The sequence below is a fragment of the Pacificibacter marinus genome, assembly GCF_018860505.1.
GTDB classification, from domain to species: domain Bacteria; phylum Pseudomonadota; class Alphaproteobacteria; order Rhodobacterales; family Rhodobacteraceae; genus Celeribacter; species Celeribacter marinus_B.
Genome location: NZ_JAHKPU010000019.1, coordinates 154,907 through 169,058, shown reverse-complemented (window position 1 = coordinate 169,058; position 14,152 = coordinate 154,907). Strand labels below are relative to the sequence as shown.

Below are 14,152 nucleotides of genomic sequence, written 5' to 3'. Positions count from 1 at the left end.
AATGCCTTATGTGCCGCAAAATGTATGTGGCACCACTTCATGTGGCTCAGGGGGGCGTGTCAGGTCCATATCGTTCTCGGCCAAGTCCATCGGCGTGGACAGGACTTTTGCCAAACGCTGCGCGGGGGCGAAATTGCCCTCAACGGCGGCTTGAATGGCTTGTTCCAACCGATGTGTGCGTGGGATCACCCTTGGATTGGCAGCTTGCATCACGGACAAGGCGTCAGGCAGGTTTTCTATGCGTGCCTGCCATTTGGCGTGCCATACGTCGAAGGTCTCGCGGTCGATAAATTCATCGCGGGCGGTGCCTGAGCTAAGCCCTGCAAAGACATTGGTGAAATCGGCGCGGTTGGCACCCATTATATCAAGCAGATTCTGTGCGAGGTCCAGATCGGCATCGGTAGGATCCGAAATTCCCAATTTGGCTGCAAATGTCTTGCCCCATTCGGCTTGGAACAGGGCAGGGAAAGCGTTCAAGCTTTGAGTCAAAACCTCGACTGCCGCCTCTTGCCCGCCAAGCTCTTGGCTAAGGAGCGCCACGAAACTTGATCCAAGCTGCGCGAGGTTCCAACCGGCGATATTGGATTGCTGATCAAAGGCATAGCGGCCATTTCTGTCAATCGACGAAAAGACTGCATTGGCCACATAGCCATCGATAAAGGCGCAAGGGCCATAGTCAATCGTCTCGCCAGAAACAGCCATATTGTCGGTGTTCATCACCCCATGCACAAACCCCAAGCCAATCCATTTGGCGATCAGCTTGGCTTGGGCTGCGATGATGGCCTCATAGGTGCCAATGGTGCCGGTGGCCTGCGGGAAATGGCGATCACGCACGTGTTCGATCAGCAGCTTTACGGCTTCGGTGTCGCGTTGCGCGGTGAAATATTGAAAGGTGCCAACACGAATATGGCTTGAGGCGACGCGGGTGATCACAGCCCCTGGATAAGCCCGTTCGCGTTGTACTTTTGCGCCGGTGGCTGTGGCCGCCAATGCGCGAGTCGTGGGCACATTCATGGCATGCATAAACTCGGACACGATATATTCGCGCAGCACAGGGCCGACCCAATTGCGCCCGTCGCCATTGCGCGAATAGGGGGTGCGGCCTGCGCCTTTTAGCTGAATGTCAAAACGGCCATGATCTGTGACCACTTCGCCGAGCAAGATCGCACGTCCATCGCCCAAACGCGGCACCCAACCGCCAAATTGATGCGCGGCATAGACCTGCGCCAAGGGCGCGGCCCCCTCTGGAACAGTGTTGCCCGCCAAAATGTCAGCGCGTGTGGTCCAATCGGCAACCTCAAGATCATCTGCTAGCGCGTTGTTAAACAAGATGATTTCAGGATTAGGCACCTGTTCTGGCGTCACAGTTGAGAAAAACCGATCCGGCAAGCGGGCGTAGCTGTTGTCGAATTGGGTCATCAGGGGCACCTTCGATTGGACCTGTCACAGTAAGGGCAGGCAGGGTCTGTGTGGTTTAAAGCGTGGCGATGCGGTCGGTCAAAAGATCAAAGAATGCATCCGCATCCAGATCGCCCATGAATGTCGCATTTGGCGCGCGATCCGTCACGCCCCACCAATCGGCCACGGTCATGCCGCGGGTCAATTCAGACGTGGTTTCGATCTCGACATTGATAAACCGCCCTTTGAACATATCAGGGGTGATCAGATAGGCGATCACGGTGGGATCATGCAAAGGCCCGCCCGCAGAGCCGTATTTTTCAATATCAAAGCGCTCAAAGAAATCCATCCAACCAAGCACAACTTCGCCCACGCGACCCATGTCTTTGAAGGGGATCAGGCGCTCTTGGGTCACCAAGGCTTTATGGGTGACGTCCAATGGCATTACAGTCAGTTTGACGCCAGATTTAAAAACGATATCAGCGGCTTCTGGATCAACATAGATGTTGAATTCGGCGGCGGGAGTGATGTTGCCCACCTCGAAATAAGCGCCGCCCATCAGAACGATTTCTTGCACACGTTCGATGATATCAGGGGCGCGATCAAAGGCGGTGGCGATGTTTGTCAACGGTCCCATCGGGCATAGGGTGACAGTGCCGCTTGGTTCGGACCTCAGGGTCTCGATAATGAAATCCACGCCGTGCTTGTCTTGCACTGGCATGGTCGGTTCGGGCAGCTCAATACCGTCTAGGCCGGATTTGCCATGCACATGTTCCGCTGTGATCAAAGGCTGGACCATCGGTTTGTCGCAGCCCGCAAAGACCAAGATATCGCGGCGGCTTGCAACTTCGCAAATTTTGCGCGCGTTTTTCATGGTCAAAGTCAGCGGCACGTTGCCCGCGACAGCTGTGATGCCCAAGACCTCGATTTCACTGGAAGCCAAGGCCAGCAGAATGCCAACGGCGTCGTCTTGTCCGGGGTCTGTGTCGATAATGATTTTACGTGGCAGGGGCTTGGGGTGCGTCATGGTTTAGATCCTTGATGGCGTCGTCAAGCGCCCACAGTGGCGCGGCCGTTTTGGGATGTAAAGCCTTAGCGACGCACGACACGGGCACCTGATGCGCTGCGCACAGTTATGGTGCGAATGTTTGCCAGATCAGGGGCGGAAATAGACCGCGCCACGGTGATCCGGCGCTGTGCAGGCGTGCCAATCGCTGTGGCGGCTTGAGGCGCGCGCAGGCGGAAATCTAGGACCAGCTCAGTCGGGTTATCTGTCTCGATGCGCACCAGTTCAGCGTCATAATAGCCAAGGCTGGGAACCAATCCTACGGCTGTGACAATGCCACCTGAGGCGGATTTGACGATTGTGACTTCGGACAGGCTTGTTACCAAAGTGCGGGTGTCTTGGAACTCTGCGTAGCCAACATTTGGCGCGAGTGTGGGCAAAACGATGATCCGTTGGCCTGTTTTGGTCAGGGCGACCTCTTCGGAGGGGCCAAACCAATTGAGTGGGTTGAATTTTGAGGCGCTAACGCGCGCACAGCCGCCCAAAACGGACAAAGCCAAAACCGAAATGATCACCTGACGCCGCATGTCTTTATCCTTCAAACAGTCTGTTCATTGGCTATCGCACTTCGCGACGTTTGAAAAGGGTTCACGCGCAAGAGCATGGGGCAAAATCTGTGGCATCTGCTGGACCTTGGCCGCGCAACGCTTTATGTCAAAGCCAAGATCAGACAGGAGCACCCCCATGGCCAATGAAACCTTTGAAGACCTCGCAGAGACCTTTGAATTTCTCGACGATTGGGAAGACCGCTACCGCCATGTCATCGATATGGGCAAGGCTTTTCCGGTGCTTGATCCTGCGTTTCAAGTGCCTGCGACCAAGGTCGAGGGCTGCGCCTCGCAAGTGTGGCTGGTGCCAAGCTTTGACGGGCAAGGCGCAGAGGCACGGTTTGATTTCTTGGGCGGATCAGATGCGATGATCGTGCAAGGGCTGATCGCTGTGTTGCATGCGCTCTATTCTGGTTTGACCGCAGCAGAGGTTGTCAAAACCGATGCCGTGGCCGAACTTGGTCGTTTAGGCCTGAACGATCATCTGTCTGCGCAACGTTCAAACGGTGTGCGCGCGATGGTGGCGCGTATTCACGAGACGGCTGAGGCGCATTTGGCCGATTAAGGCTTTGCGTTCAAAAACTCTGTAAGATCACCATAACCGGTTTTGCGGTGTTCAAAGTTCAACCCCAATCGATCAGCACAGACTTTGGCTTTCGCCAAAAGGTCAGCGTTGTCTGTTTGAGCCAAATAGACCAGATTTTCGTAATTGCCAAAATACATATCGCGCAGGTCTGGATAACGGTCCAAGCCCAGCGGCGTCCAGACGAAGGCATCGAATTGGCGGGCTAGAAAATCTGTCAGGAAAAAGCTGGTGACCTCGCCACGGGCGATGAATTGATCTGTGCCATCAAAAAACGCATAACAATGCGGTGCGTCGATCATCACGGCCCCCAAACGATCACATGTCGCTTGCAACAGCCCACCAGTGCCACAATCGCCGTAGGCGACCAGAAAGTGATCGTAAGCATCTTGATGCGCAATGATTGCGTTCTCAACGGCTTGTGGGATGTCTTTGGGCGTGTTGTGTAAAATAGCGGGCAGGCAAGTTAGGGTTATGTGGTCCAAGCCATTGAGATTGATGATGGCCAAAACCTCGCGTGCCAGAGCGCCGCAGGCAATCACCAAGGTCTTGCCCGCCCCAAATGGCAAAAGCCCCACATCTCGCAGGGCTTCGTCCGTTATTTGGGAGGCAGGATCAGGCATCTGCCCAGATTAAACTTGGTTGTGGCGGCGCGCGATCATGGACTTCGCGGTCTCAACCGCAATCGCCGCGTCGTCACAATAGGCATCCGCACCGATGGCCTTGCCGAACTCTTCGTTCAACGGCGCACCGCCGACCAAAACGATATAATCGCCACGTTTGCCCATCTCGGTCAACTGGTCGATGACCACTTTCATGTAAGGCATGGTTGTGGTCAGCAGAGCGGACATGCCGATGATATCGCAGCCCTCATTGATGGCGGTGTTGATGTAGTCTTCGGCAGGGTTATTGATACCCAGATCGATGATTTCAAAGCCTGCGCCCTCCATCATCATCGCCACAAGGTTTTTACCGATGTCGTGGATGTCGCCTTTGACGGTGCCGATGACCATTTTTCCCATTTTCGGCGCGCCGGTTTCCACCAACAGCGGCTTCAAAATGGCCATGCCGCCTTTCATCGCTTGCGCAGAGCGCAGCACTTCGGGGACGAACAAAATACCATCACGGAAGTCATCGCCAACAATCTGCATGCCCAAGACCAAAGACTTGGTCAAAATGTCGTAAGGCACCCAGCCGCGGTCCAAAAGAATGGTTACGGCTTCGGCGATTTCATCTTTGAGGCCATCGTAAAGATCGTCCATCATCTGTTCGACAAGCTCGGAATCGTTGAGATCGGCTAGGATGAGATCGCCTTCTTGATCAGACATATGCAGTTCCTTTTGTGGCGGCACCGGTGAAAGCCTGTGCTGTTATATTTTGGCCTACCCTAAACAGAAGGGCTTGGCAAATGTTCTCATTTTGTTCTACATCTTGAGTATGGCATATGATTCCACACTCCCCCTTGGGCCGGCGCTGCCGCTGGGCCTCAAAGCAAAAGCCCGCGGAGCGTCCTCCAACGCTGTTGGCCGGTTCGAAAAGCTGGCCCGCGAAACCTATATTGACGGATGGGACGCGCCTTTCGAGGAAACGACCCTGCGCACCACCACGGTGGACGAGCGCCCGCGCAAAATTATGTCGCGCAACGAGAGCCCCGATTTGCCCTTTGACCGCTCGATCAACCCGTACAGAGGTTGCGAACACGGGTGCAGCTACTGCTATGCGCGGCCTTCTCATGCCTATTTGGGCCTGTCTGCGGGGCTTGATTTCGAGACGCGTTTGACCCGCAAAAAGGACGCGGCAGAGGTTTTGGCACGCGAATTGTCGGCCAAATCTTACGACGTGGCCCCGATCGGCATCGGCACCAACACCGATCCGTACCAGCCCATCGAGGCGCGGGACCGCGTGATGCGCGATATTCTGACGGTGCTCAGCGATCACAATCATCCGGTGATGATCACCACCAAAGGCACGTTGATTGAGCGCGATATCGATATTTTGCGCGTCATGGCCGCCAAAGGATTGGTGCATGTGGGGATTTCTGTCACCACCTTGGGGTCCACGTTGTCGCGTCAGTTGGAGCCGCGTGCGCCCGCGCCCGCGCGGCGTTTGAAAACCATTCGTATGCTCAGTGACGCGGGCATTCCGGTGCGCGCTATGGTGGCGCCTGTTATCCCTGCGCTCACCGATCACGAGCTTGAGGCAATCATGAGTGCTTGCGCCAAAAATGGTGCGCAGGCTGCCAGCTATATTATGCTGCGCTTGCCGCGTGAGGTCGCGCCCTTGTTCGAGAATTGGCTGAACGAGCATGTGCCTGACCGGGCCGCTCGCGTGATGAACCGTGTGCGCGAATTGCACGGGGGCAAGGATTACGACAGCAGTTTTACCAAGCGGATGAAGGGGCAGGGCGAATGGGCGGATTTGATGGCGCAGCGTTTCGACATCGCGCTCAACCGCACAGGTTTGCGGTTGAAACTGCCTCGCTTGACGCGCGACATGTTTCGCGTGCCGCCCAAAATGGGGGACCAGCTGTCGTTGTTTTGACCGTTGGATGGCCATCTGCGGATCACCCTGTTTGGTTTATGTGCGGCGGCGACGTGAAGACGACCGGTCCCGTGTTGGGCCTTTGTCGTCGGTGCCGTCTGATGGTGACGAAAACCCGCCAAGTTTTTCGGCGATAAATTCAAGCGTCGGACGCTCGCCACGGGGGCGGGTTTCAAGCGCTTCGCGCATCGCACGCAAGTGGACAGGCGTCGTGCCACAGCAACCACCAATGATCGTGGCCCCCGCATCACGCGCCATGCAAGCGTAATCGGCCATCAATTCGGGTGTGCCATCGTAGTGGATATGGCCATCGTGGTATTTGGGGATGCCAGCGTTGCCTTTGGCGATGATCGGCCGACCAGTGGCTTGGGCGGAAAACCCAAGAACCGTGCGCAACAGATCAGAAGACCCCACACCACAGTTGGCGCCGTAAGCCACGGGCGGGTTGTCGATTTTTTCCACCAAGTTCGCCATTTGGGACGAGGTGACACCCATCATCGTGCGCCCGGCTGTGTCAAAGGACATGGTGCCCGCCCAAGCCATGCCAGCCAAACGCGCGCCTTCTGCGGCGGCGCGGTATTCTTCGGGGGCAGAAATTGTCTCGATCCACAAGACATCAACGCCGCCCGCTTTTAGGCCCTCGGCTTGCTCGTGGAACATTTCCACCGCGTCTGAAAAGCTTAACGTGCCCGTAGGTTCCATGATGTCGCCAGTGGGGCCAACGGACCCTGCAACGATCACGGTACGGCCCGCTTTGTCTGCCACTTCGCGACCAATTTCTGCGGCGGCTTTGTTCAATTCATGCACACGCGATTGGGCGTCATGCAGTTTGAGCCGCGAGGCGTTGCCGCCAAAAGTGTTGGTCAAGAATATATCAGAGCCAGCATCCACCGCACCCTGATAGAGTTTGGTGATGTTTTCAGGCTTGTCGACATTCCAAAGCTCAGGCGCATCGCCGGATTGCAGCCCCATGTTGAACAATGCTGTGCCAGTCGCACCATCGGTCAAAAGCCAATCGCGTTCGCTGAGCAGGCGGGTGAGGGCGTCAGTCATTGTGAAATCCGGTCTGTTTGGGCCGCGCTTTATAGGACGGGCAGTGTTTGGGTACGCGTGCGGCTCGGGGAGCCTCCCGCAATGGCTTTGAGGGCTGTTTGCCAGACTTGGGCAAATGAATCAAATTCATTCAAATCATAACGTTTATGAAAGTCATGAGAAATGGCGTGGTGAAGCGGTGAAAGTGTATCTTTTGAGATGGGGGTTTTTCGAAACAATCGCAAGGGGCGTACGAGACGTGCGGGGCAGTGCTGAGGTCATAGGTTTGCGCAGCGACACGCCAAGATTGTATTCAGCCACGGCAAAACGTTGCGAAGGATTGTAAGCGATTGGGTGAATTGTGATGGATGAACTGTGAGATCCGGTCCTGCGGTGACGGTCTGTCGAATGAACGCAAGATCATGATGTTAAAAAACGGCCCAGAGACCTGAGCCGTTTGTCGTTTTGCCGTGATCTAAAGCCGCTGTGTGCAGCAAAAGCGGCGCTTAACCTGCGCGTAGGGCTTAGCCCTCAGCAAGTTGGCCTTTGGCTTCAATCAAGCATTCAGCGCGTTTGGCGCGGATCGCCGCTTCGGAGGATTTGTCCCCAAGGTCTGCCACAACTTTGCGGATCACATCGTCATGGCCGGCTTCTTCAAAGTCGGCTTTGATCACTTCCAAAGCATAGGCGTTTGCGTCGTCTTTGCCCAAAATCTCAGCCGCCCAAAGGCCCAAAAGCTTGTTGGCGCGCGCTTCGGCTTTGAATTGCATTTCTTCGTCATGGGCGAATTTGTTTTCAAAAGCAGATTCGCGGTCGTCAAATGCTGACATGGTCAGTCCTCCGTTCGGTGTTTGATTAAGATATGACGCCCCTAGGCCTTGGCTTCAAGAGGGAATGGGGGCGCGCGTGTGAAAGTCGTGCTTATGTTTATAGGCTGCATGCGCGATGTGAACATGGTTTTACGCAGCCCTTTGGCCCTTTATGACCCTTTGGTAACAGATTTGCGGGTTCAAATCCCTGCCGTGATCTTGCTTGGCCGCGCCGCTTGCCCTAAAGAGCCACTTAGAGCGGCTGGATGAATGATTCCCGGCCCCCATATCTATTGGAGACCCCATGGCGCGTGGTAAAAAAATCTACGAAGGCAAAGCAAAGACACTCTATGAGGGTCCAGAGCCAGGGACTTTGATCCAGTATTTCAAAGACGACGCCACAGCGTTCAACGCCGAGAAAAAGGCTGTAGTGGATGGCAAAGGTGTTTTGAACAACCGTCTGTCCGAGTTCTTCATGGAAGGTCTCAACAGCGTTGGCGTGCCGAACCACTTTATCAAACGCTTGAATATGCGTGAGCAGTTGATCCGCCAATGCGAGATCGTGCCTTTGGAAGTGATCGTGCGCAATTATGCCGCTGGGTCCATGTCCAAACGTCTTGGCATTGAAGAGGGCACACGCCTGCCACGGCCTATTATCGAATTCTCGTACAAAGACGATGACTTGGGTGATCCTTTGGTGCCTGAAGAATACATCATCGCCTTCGGCTGGGCTTCTCAGCAAGACATGGACGACATTGTGGCGCTTGCTTTGCGGGTCAATGATTTCATGTCCGGCGTTATGTACGGTGTTGGCATCAAATTGATCGATTTCAAAATCGAGATTGGCCGTGTTTGGGAAGGCGACTTTATGCGCTTGATCGTGGCGGATGAAATTTCACCTGATAGCTGTCGTTTGTGGGACATCGAGTCTGGCCAAAAGCTTGATAAAGATGTGTTCCGCCGCGATTTGGGCAACTTGACGGACGCCTACACCGAAGTGGCGCGCCGTTTGGGCGTTCTGCCAACAAACGGTCCTGCGGCCAATTCGACTGTGATCAACTGATCTACGGGAAACCGTAAATCGTAAGACTGATTTAAGACTTAGACCTCGAAAGAAAGGGTCCCTGACTATGAAAGCCCGCGTGAATGTCATGCTGAAAAACGGTGTTCTCGACCCCCAAGGCGCCGCCGTGCGCCACGCGCTTGGCGCGATGGGGTTCGATGGCGTCAACGATGTGCGCCAAGGCAAGGTGATCGAACTTGATCTGGCCGATGGCACGTCAGAAGACACCATCAAAGACATGTGCGACAAGCTTTTGGCCAATACGGTTATTGAGAGCTATTCGATCGAACTGGCGTAAGCCCAATCCACGCGATCTAAGGAGAAAGCGCTATGAAAGCTGCTGTTCTTGTCTTCCCTGGTTCCAACTGTGACCGCGATATGGCTGTTGCTTTGCAAAAATCTGGGGCGGATGTCACCATGGTTTGGCACAAAGAAACCAGTTTGCCTGATGGCTTGGATGTCGTTGGTGTGCCTGGTGGATTTTCTTACGGCGATTATCTGCGCTGTGGGGCTATTGCGGCCAATTCGCCGATCACGCAAGCGCTCAAAGCGCATGTTGAACGCGGCGGATATGCCTTTGGTATCTGTAACGGCTTTCAGGTTCTGACTGAAGCGGGGCTTTTGCCCGGTGCTTTGCTGCGCAACGCTGGGTTGAAATACATCTGCAAAACCACGCCTTTGACTGTTGCGACAACTGACAGCGCCTACACATCGTCTTATGCCAAAGACCAAGTGATCGGCGTCCCGATTGCGCATCACGACGGCAACTTTACCGCTGATCAAAGCACTCTAGATATGCTTGAGGCCGAGGATCGCGTGGCGTTCCGCTACGCTGAAAATCCAAACGGCTCTGCGCGTGATATTGCGGGCATTTTGTCCGCCAACCGCCGTGTGCTTGGCATGATGCCTCACCCAGAGCGGGCGTTTGAAGCGGCCCATGGCAATGAAGACGGCAAAGGGTTCTTTGACTCATTGGTGTCAGCAGTGGTGCCTGCCTAAACGCTGCCCTTTCGATTTGGCCAGTTCGGCTTGATAAACACAAAAGGCGCTCTCGTTTCGAGGGCGTTTTTTGTTTTGGTCTCATGGGCTTATTTCCGCGTAGGCACGCGGCGGCGCAGCATCTGTGCTTGAGCGTGCGCAGTGTCGGGCGTAAACTCTGCGTATGATCAATGGTAAGCTGCCCGCCACACCTCAAATTTCACCCCGTCCACGCACTTTGACGTGGGGCGGGCGTTTGGCGCTTGTGGCTTTTGTTGTGGCGGCGATTTCGGTTGTGTGGGTGACGAACCTGCTGTTGACCGAACGCCACACGATCTTGACACGCAACCGCGCTGAGGTGCGCCAAGCGCTGTATTCGGGCAATCTATTGTCTGAGTTGCAGCGCACATCCATTGTGCCGATTTTGCTGTCACGCGACCCTGTTTTGGTAAGCGCCCTGAACACCGATGACTACACGCAAACCTCGCAACATTTGATTTCCTACATTGAGGAAATCGGCGCTGCTGCGATTTTGTTGCTGGATGAAAGCGGACGTGTTGTGGCGGCGACTGACAGGGGGCTTTTGGGTACCAATGGACGCCAAGAGCCAAGTTTTATTGATGCTTTGCGTTCGAATGAAACGATTTTCAACGCCACACAGCGCGCGGGCGGCGGGTATCAATTCACCTACAGTCGTAAGATCGACGTCGGCGGGGCGCTGGTGGGCGTGATCGTTGTGCAGGTCGATTTGGCCAAGTTTGAGAAAAGTTGGTCGGGTATTTCTGACGCGGTGATCGTGATCAATTCCGACAATCAAATCATTCTTTCAACGGAACCTCGCTGGCGGTCCAAGACCGAAGCCGAAGCCCTGTCTGTCACAGATGCGCCCACGGCGATCGAACGCGCGTTTCGGTTGACGTCTGATTGGAATGCAATTCCCGGCGAAGCGTATTTGGGCGGCGAAGCTGTGATGCGGTTGGAAAGCCGTCTGCCGTTTCGCGGTTGGCGCATGGCCTCTTTCACCACGTATAGTTCTGTGCGCGAGCCGGTGAACGGCGTCTTAGCGTTGGAAATTATGGGCTTTGCTATTCTATTGGCAGGTGTTTTTTATCTAACCTCGCGGCGCGCCATGTCGCGTGCGGGGCTTTTTCAACAAGAGTCAGCGGGGCTTCGCCAGCTCAACGCCGCGCTACAGCGGGAAATTGCCGAACGCAAACGCGCAGAACGCAGCCTAGAAGTGGCCGAGCAGACCTTGCTGCAATCATCGAAATTGGCCGTCCTTGGCGAGATGTCGGCGGCGGTGTCCCACGAGCTGAACCAGCCATTGGCTGCGATGAAAACTTATCTGGCGGGGGCCAAGCTTTTGCTGCAACGCAAGCGCCCCGACGAGGCGCTGGCCTCTTTCGGGCGGATCGATGATTTGATTGACCGCATGGGGGCGATCACGCGCCAATTGAAATCCTATGCGCGCAAAGGCTCGGACCACTTGGAACCCATAGATTTAAGGGATTGCGTGGCCTCAGCCCTGTCGATGATGGAACCGCAGATGCGCCAAAGATCGGTGGAAATCACGCGGACTCTGCCGCCAGAACCGGTGATTGTTCAGGGCGATCGGGTGCGATTGGAACAGGTTTTGGTGAACCTGCTACGCAATGCGTTTGACGCGTCAAAAAACGTAGCAGAGCCGCAGATTGGCATCTTGGTCGCAGGCGGCGCGCAGGCGTCGGTCTTGGTGCGTGACAACGGGACAGGAATCCAAGATTTGGACACGATGTTTGAACCATTTTACACCACCAAAGCCCCCGGCGATGGTGTCGGGCTGGGGCTTGCCATTTCCTCTGGTATCGTCAACGAGTTGGGGGGGCGGCTCACCGCGCGCAATTGGGGCGATGGGGGGGCTGAATTTGAAATGATCCTTCCTATGTCTGAAGAGGGCTTAGCAGCCGCGCAGTAAGCGACCACGTACATAGGCATAAGAACAAGAATACCTTTGGGGGCTCTCAAAGGGGAAAGACTAGGAGAACAGGTTTCATGGCAACTGCAATGAAGATCGCTATCGTCGATGACGAACAAGATATGCGCCAATCGATCAGTCAATGGTTGGCCTTGTCTGGATTTGACACGGAAACCTTTGCCAGTGCAGAGGATGCGCTGAAATCGCTCGGTCCTGATTATCCGGGCGCGATCATTTCGGACATCAAAATGCCGGGCATGGACGGGATGCAGTTTTTGAAAAAGCTGATGTCTGTGGATTCAGGGCTGCCGGTGATCATGATCACTGGGCACGGCGATGTGCCGATGGCGGTTGAGGCCATGCGTGTTGGGGCGTTCGATTTTCTAGAAAAACCGTTTAACCCTGACCGCATGACGGAACTGGCGAAAAAGGCGACGAATGCGCGGCGTTTGACGCTTGATAACCGTGCGCTGCGCCGTGAACTGTCAGATGGCACAGGGCTGATGAAAAAACTGATCGGCGCCTCGCCGGTGATGGAACGTCTGCGCGAAGATATTTTGGATCTGGGCCAAGCCGACGGTCACGTGTTGATCGACGGTGAAACCGGCACCGGCAAAACGCTCGTGGCGCATGCTTTGCACGCTGTCGGGGCACGGGCCAATAAGAAATTCGTGACGTTTACTTGCGCGGGACGCGAAGAACACGAATTGGCCAAGCGCTTGTTTGGGCCTGATCCTGACGGGCAAATCATTCCGCTGATCGAAGAGGCACGCGGAGGCACGCTTGTTTTGGAAGATATCGAAGCCCTGCCTGCCGATTTGCAAGCGCGATTGCTGTCTTGGATGGATGATCAAGGCACGCCGCCTGAAACCCGCGTGATTGCGATTTGTAACCTGCAAGAGCAAGGCAAGACCTGCGAATCTGCGCTGCGTGCTGATCTGTATTTCCGTTTGGCAGCGATGAAAATCACTCTGCCACCATTGCGTGCGCGCGGCGAAGATATTTTGCTGCTGTTCACACAATTGTCGCAGCAATTCTCGGAAGAATATGGTTGTGAGACCCGCGAAGTGGCTGCGCAAGAAGCGGCGCAATTGTTGCAAGCGCCTTGGCCCGGCAATATTCGCCAGTTGATCAATGTGGCCGAACGCGCCGTGCTGCAAAACCGGCGCGGATCGGGCTCGATCGCCTCGCTGTTGTTGTCTGAGGGCGATGATGTCGAGCAGCAAACCATGACAACCGAGGGCAAGCCGCTGAAGGAATATGTGGAAGCCTTCGAGCGGATGTTGATCGACAACACCATGCGCCGTCACAAAGGGTCTATTGTCTCTGTGATGGACGAACTGTGTTTGCCGCGCCGCACCCTGAATGAGAAAATGGCCAAGTATAGCCTGCAAAGGTCTGATTACCTTGGATAACTTAAAACCTTCACCCTCTATTTCGACGCCGAAGGGCTTTCTGTTTGATATGGATGGGCTGCTGCTTGACACGGAACGGGTTGGGCTCAAGCTGTTTGTGGACATTTGCGCAGGGCTGGATATTGCCGCAGAACTGGCGGAGCCGATGTTCTTGTCATTGATCGGCGGATCAAAGGGTGGCAATGCCGCTAAGGTGGACAGGTTCTTGGATGGGCGGATGTCGATTGAGGATTATGAACGCCTATGGGACGCACAAAAGGATCTTGCGTTGTCGCAATCCGTTCCCATGCGCCCATATGTTTATGAGGTGATTTCGGGCTTGGCCGCACAAGGGGCCAAAATGGCTGTTGTGACATCGACCCATGGTGCCAGAGCGCGCGCCGAATTGAAGCACACAGGTCTGTTGGGGTTCTTTCAAACGGTCATTGCGGGCGATGAGGTGACGGCCAACAAGCCCTATCCTGCGCCTTATTTGCAAGGGGCTGCGGCTTTGGGGCTTGATCCGAAAGACTGCGCTGCGTTTGAGGACAGTGATACGGGCATTACGGCTGCTATGGGGGCAGGGTGCATGGGGGTGCAAATTCCTGATCTACGCCCCCCAAACACGCCTTTGCCGGATTTGGGGCAGCGTGTTGCGACAGACCTGCGGCAAGCTGTTGAGCTGTTCGGCATTCAGGTCACGCCTGTGGTTGCCTAAGGGGCGTAGGTGATCATCTGCATCGTTTGATACATCGTCTGACAATATGATGTGAAAAGCGGGACCAA

At 55.1% G+C, this 14,152-nt stretch carries 16 protein-coding genes; 9 read left to right on the top strand and 7 right to left on the bottom strand.

Annotation, left to right across the window (positions count from 1 at the left end; genetic code table 11):
- Positions 1-6 precede the first annotated feature (6 nt).
- The 3 genes from KO503_RS05920 to KO503_RS05910 all read right to left on the bottom strand — a co-directional run bounded on the left by KO503_RS05920 (position 7) and on the right by KO503_RS05910 (position 2,991).
- Positions 7-1,419: a protein adenylyltransferase SelO gene (locus tag KO503_RS05920; protein WP_215990638.1), complete on the bottom strand. Its 1,413-nt coding sequence runs from the start codon at positions 1,417-1,419 to the stop codon at positions 7-9.
- Positions 1,420-1,474: 55 nt separating this feature from the next.
- Complete coding sequence (locus KO503_RS05915; RefSeq protein ID WP_215990637.1) at positions 1,475-2,425, bottom strand: nucleoside hydrolase; 951 nt, start codon at positions 2,423-2,425, stop codon at positions 1,475-1,477.
- Positions 2,426-2,490: 65 nt separating this feature from the next.
- Positions 2,491-2,991, bottom strand: a complete 501-nt coding sequence (locus KO503_RS05910) for a hypothetical protein (RefSeq protein WP_215990636.1) — start codon at positions 2,989-2,991, stop codon at positions 2,491-2,493.
- A 157-nt stretch (positions 2,992-3,148) separates the two neighbouring features.
- Here KO503_RS05910 and KO503_RS05905 point away from each other — a divergent pair, with 157 nt between their 5' ends.
- Complete coding sequence (locus KO503_RS05905; protein WP_215990635.1) at positions 3,149-3,577, top strand: SufE family protein; 429 nt, start codon at positions 3,149-3,151, stop codon at positions 3,575-3,577.
- Here the strand turns inward: KO503_RS05905 and KO503_RS05900 are convergent.
- Together KO503_RS05900 and KO503_RS05895 are read right to left on the bottom strand one after the other, a co-directional pair.
- On the bottom strand, positions 3,574-4,218 hold the full coding sequence (locus KO503_RS05900; protein ID WP_215990634.1) for a DUF1638 domain-containing protein: 645 nt from the start codon (positions 4,216-4,218) through the stop codon (positions 3,574-3,576). The genes KO503_RS05905 and KO503_RS05900 overlap by 4 nt on opposite strands.
- Positions 4,219-4,227: 9 nt before the next feature.
- A complete protein-coding gene (locus KO503_RS05895) occupies positions 4,228-4,923 on the bottom strand; it encodes a corrinoid protein (RefSeq protein ID WP_215990633.1) in 696 nt (231 codons plus the stop codon).
- 109 nt (positions 4,924-5,032) lie between these two features.
- Between KO503_RS05895 and KO503_RS05890 the strand changes: the two genes are divergently transcribed.
- Positions 5,033-6,136 carry a PA0069 family radical SAM protein gene (locus KO503_RS05890; RefSeq protein WP_215990954.1) on the top strand — a complete coding sequence of 368 codons (1,104 nt, stop codon included), beginning with the start codon at positions 5,033-5,035 and terminating at the stop codon, positions 6,134-6,136.
- A 36-nt stretch (positions 6,137-6,172) separates the two neighbouring features.
- On the opposite strand, the gene bmt is transcribed toward KO503_RS05890, so the two are convergent.
- Both bmt and KO503_RS05880 read right to left on the bottom strand, forming a co-directional pair.
- Entirely contained in the window at positions 6,173-7,189 is a 1,017-nt protein-coding gene (gene bmt / locus KO503_RS05885; RefSeq protein WP_215990632.1) for a betaine--homocysteine S-methyltransferase, read from the bottom strand.
- Between the two features lie 503 nt (positions 7,190-7,692).
- Entirely contained in the window at positions 7,693-7,998 is a 306-nt protein-coding gene (locus tag KO503_RS05880; protein WP_215990631.1) for a DUF1476 domain-containing protein, read from the bottom strand.
- A gap of 78 nt (positions 7,999-8,076) precedes the next feature.
- Between KO503_RS05880 and KO503_RS05875 the strand changes: the two genes are divergently transcribed.
- The 7 genes from KO503_RS05875 to KO503_RS05845 all read left to right on the top strand — a co-directional run bounded on the left by KO503_RS05875 (position 8,077) and on the right by KO503_RS05845 (position 14,084).
- Positions 8,077-8,247: a hypothetical protein gene (locus tag KO503_RS05875; RefSeq protein ID WP_215990630.1), complete on the top strand. Its 171-nt coding sequence runs from the start codon at positions 8,077-8,079 to the stop codon at positions 8,245-8,247.
- Positions 8,248-8,281: 34 nt separating this feature from the next.
- Positions 8,282-9,040, top strand: coding sequence for a phosphoribosylaminoimidazolesuccinocarboxamide synthase (gene purC / locus KO503_RS05870; protein WP_215945470.1), 759 nt, complete (start codon positions 8,282-8,284; stop codon positions 9,038-9,040).
- A 67-nt stretch (positions 9,041-9,107) separates the two neighbouring features.
- Complete coding sequence (gene purS / locus KO503_RS05865; protein ID WP_215990629.1) at positions 9,108-9,338, top strand: phosphoribosylformylglycinamidine synthase subunit PurS; 231 nt, start codon at positions 9,108-9,110, stop codon at positions 9,336-9,338.
- A gap of 32 nt (positions 9,339-9,370) precedes the next feature.
- On the top strand, positions 9,371-10,039 hold the full coding sequence (purQ, locus tag KO503_RS05860; RefSeq protein WP_215990628.1) for a phosphoribosylformylglycinamidine synthase subunit PurQ: 669 nt from the start codon (positions 9,371-9,373) through the stop codon (positions 10,037-10,039).
- Between the two features lie 163 nt (positions 10,040-10,202).
- Positions 10,203-11,972: a sensor histidine kinase gene (locus tag KO503_RS05855; protein WP_215990627.1), complete on the top strand. Its 1,770-nt coding sequence runs from the start codon at positions 10,203-10,205 to the stop codon at positions 11,970-11,972.
- 77 nt (positions 11,973-12,049) lie between these two features.
- Positions 12,050-13,387: a sigma-54-dependent transcriptional regulator gene (locus KO503_RS05850; RefSeq protein WP_215990626.1), complete on the top strand. Its 1,338-nt coding sequence runs from the start codon at positions 12,050-12,052 to the stop codon at positions 13,385-13,387.
- Positions 13,380-14,084: an HAD family hydrolase gene (locus KO503_RS05845; protein WP_252730956.1), complete on the top strand. Its 705-nt coding sequence runs from the start codon at positions 13,380-13,382 to the stop codon at positions 14,082-14,084. The genes KO503_RS05850 and KO503_RS05845 overlap by 8 nt, the downstream gene beginning before the upstream one ends.
- The last annotated feature ends 68 nt before the right edge of the window (positions 14,085-14,152 follow it).

Bases quoted from the DNA above. Each gene is read 5' to 3' on its own strand.
- purS (WP_215990629.1), top strand. From the start codon at position 9,108: ATGAAAGCCCGCGTGAATGTCATGCTGAAAAACGGTGTTCTCGACCCC.
- KO503_RS05895 (WP_215990633.1), bottom strand. From the start codon at position 4,923: ATGTCTGATCAAGAAGGCGATCTCATCCTAGCCGATCTCAACGATTCC.
- KO503_RS05910 (WP_215990636.1), bottom strand. From the start codon at position 2,991: ATGCGGCGTCAGGTGATCATTTCGGTTTTGGCTTTGTCCGTTTTGGGC.
- KO503_RS05850 (WP_215990626.1), top strand. From the start codon at position 12,050: ATGGCAACTGCAATGAAGATCGCTATCGTCGATGACGAACAAGATATG.
- KO503_RS05915 (WP_215990637.1), bottom strand. From the start codon at position 2,425: ATGACGCACCCCAAGCCCCTGCCACGTAAAATCATTATCGACACAGAC.
- KO503_RS05890 (WP_215990954.1), top strand. From the start codon at position 5,033: ATGGCATATGATTCCACACTCCCCCTTGGGCCGGCGCTGCCGCTGGGC.
- KO503_RS05920 (WP_215990638.1), bottom strand. From the start codon at position 1,419: ATGACCCAATTCGACAACAGCTACGCCCGCTTGCCGGATCGGTTTTTC.
- bmt (WP_215990632.1), bottom strand. From the start codon at position 7,189: ATGACTGACGCCCTCACCCGCCTGCTCAGCGAACGCGATTGGCTTTTG.
- KO503_RS05855 (WP_215990627.1), top strand. From the start codon at position 10,203: ATGATCAATGGTAAGCTGCCCGCCACACCTCAAATTTCACCCCGTCCA.
- KO503_RS05905 (WP_215990635.1), top strand. From the start codon at position 3,149: ATGGCCAATGAAACCTTTGAAGACCTCGCAGAGACCTTTGAATTTCTC.
- purQ (WP_215990628.1), top strand. From the start codon at position 9,371: ATGAAAGCTGCTGTTCTTGTCTTCCCTGGTTCCAACTGTGACCGCGAT.
- KO503_RS05900 (WP_215990634.1), bottom strand. From the start codon at position 4,218: ATGCCTGATCCTGCCTCCCAAATAACGGACGAAGCCCTGCGAGATGTG.
- purC (WP_215945470.1), top strand. From the start codon at position 8,282: ATGGCGCGTGGTAAAAAAATCTACGAAGGCAAAGCAAAGACACTCTAT.
- KO503_RS05880 (WP_215990631.1), bottom strand. From the start codon at position 7,998: ATGTCAGCATTTGACGACCGCGAATCTGCTTTTGAAAACAAATTCGCC.